This window comes from Priestia sp. P5_B4, assembly GCF_056400385.1.
Map to the genome: position 1 here is coordinate 1 of NZ_JBFULJ010000716.1, position 1,959 is coordinate 1,959.

The following is a 1,959-nucleotide window of genomic DNA, read 5'->3' on the forward strand; positions in this document are numbered from 1 at the left end:
GTATATTTTAATATCCACAAAGCTCCAACTAAAAAGGGGCCAAATATTAACGGTAATTCTGCTAGAACATTYGGCTTGATTGAGTACGGAAACCACCACCATTTTTTCTTCTCTGCAAACCTGCCTTCGGCAATAAGATACAAACTCATAAAAAGACTCCCTGGAAGGAATCTTTTTAGCGTTTTTTTACCAATAAACGGAATACTAAGCCAAGGTAAAATCGTCATCAAAATGATTAGCAATTTATCTTTTTTCTTCAAATGATATACTCCCTTTTCAAAAATATGGATATGTATATATATTCCCTTTTTCATGAGTGTTTATGTGATGAAATAAGAGATCCTGTTTTTTATTACTTTGGTTCATTTCTTCTAAAGTTTCTAATAAACATGTAGTAGTAAGGAAACCGAAGGGAGAGCTAGTAATGATTTCATTATGGGAGGAACATTTATTTTGGTTAGAAATAATTCAGGACCATGCTTATTTTGTACGAGATCACTTATCGGTGAAGGAAGTCGAATACGTCCGAACAGCTAAGCAATATATTCATTTGTTTGATGACTTGCTAAAACAACTGAACTATTTATCCCCCGATGTTATGCACAACGATCCTGCATTAATAGAATTCTCGAGAAAGGCCTGGTCAATTACCAAAGGGTATTTTGATTTTGAAGGGTCTCTTCAGGCTCTTCGAATTGAAAACGCAGTGAATCTAAACTTATCTCCAACCTATCTTAATGGTACGTTAAGTGAAAATCAGGAATATTTAAGATTTTTATCTTATCTAGTAAAAGGAAAGGAGCCGGTTCCTCTTAGCTTAGTCAAATTAATGGATTTATGGCTGGAAGATCAGCTTGGACATGCCGTTTTGTTTAAAAACCTGCTTGATCCGATTGAGATTATGATATCTAAACAAGCAGATTCATATATCGGAAAGTTTCAGGCTTTCATTGTACAAAATCATCATTTAAAGGGGTATTTGCGATTTAAGCAGCCAGGTTTTGCAAGACAAACAGAATTTGCTTTAGAAGTGGGGAAAACAACTATTGAAATGAGCCAGTTTGTTTATGCTATGACCGAAAAATACAAGGAGAACAAGCTTTTAAATAAGGAAACGTTAAGATTTTTGATACATCATTTTCCTGAGACTTGTTATTTTATCAAAAAATTGAGTTATTATGCTCCCAAATTGCAGCAAGAAGCCAACCAATGCTCATTAAGAAGAATTTCTTATCTTTAAGATAAGCTAAAACATTTCGTAGGACCTAAACCCATTCTTATTTTATATTTCTGTAAGCTTTATTTATAGGCATATAAAAAAGAAAGGTCTACTATAGAGGGGAGACCTTTCTTGAGAAGGGTTAATTATTGAAATAAAGGAAATGCAGTGCGTATTTGATTAGTTTGCTATGCAAAAGCTGCTTCAATAGTTCAAATCCCTCCTATAAAAACCCAGCACTTTTTACATCGCCAGTTATATCTTTCAGTTCTTTTTTCTTTCATTACAAAAGATTTCGCTCTTACGTTCGCGCCATCCATATCTAATAACCAAATGATTCGTTCTTAATCAGTTTTTGATATTGACAGATTGATTATATTTTGTGAGACTTAATATACATAATGTTCATTAGTTTACATCGTGTGCAGAATGTATGTTGATGATACAGGACAGTTTAAATAGTTAATCACCAGAAAAGGTCTAAATGGCTGCACCTATACAAGTCATAATCATATGCCTGAGACTCAATAATAGTTATACAAGGAGACGAACGATGTCTAAAAAAACAAAAGTAGATCCTAGGATAAAAAGAACAAATAAATACTTAAGAGACGCTTTAGTCGAACTTCTTAAAGAGAAAGACGTCACGTCCATTACGATTCAAGAAATTACGGAAAAAGCGGAATTAACGCGGGGAACATTTTATTTGCATTATCAAGATAAGCAAGACTTTCTCATGC

2 protein-coding genes and 1 pseudogene are annotated in these 1,959 nt (G+C 33.6%); 2 read left to right on the top strand and 1 reads right to left on the bottom strand.

Annotated elements, in window-relative coordinates:
• A pseudogene (locus AC1DRF_RS25090) lies at positions 1–260 on the bottom strand (hypothetical protein); the annotation flags it as partial.
• Positions 261–424: 164 nt separating this feature from the next.
• On the opposite strand from AC1DRF_RS25090, the gene AC1DRF_RS25095 reads away from it, so the two are divergent.
• The gene (locus AC1DRF_RS25095) at positions 425–1,240 is read left to right on the top strand and encodes a DUF2935 domain-containing protein (RefSeq protein WP_230185655.1); all 816 of its coding nucleotides are present in this window, start codon (positions 425–427) and stop codon (positions 1,238–1,240) included.
• A gap of 532 nt (positions 1,241–1,772) precedes the next feature.
• Positions 1,773–1,959 (top strand): TetR/AcrR family transcriptional regulator (locus AC1DRF_RS25100; RefSeq protein ID WP_477741970.1); only part of this gene is annotated, 187 nt, incomplete at its 3' end.

What these genes read in the sequence shown, in the direction of transcription:
- AC1DRF_RS25095 (WP_230185655.1), top strand. Translation starts at nt 425, where the DNA reads ATGATTTCATTATGGGAGGAACATTTATTTTGGTTAGAAATAATTCAG.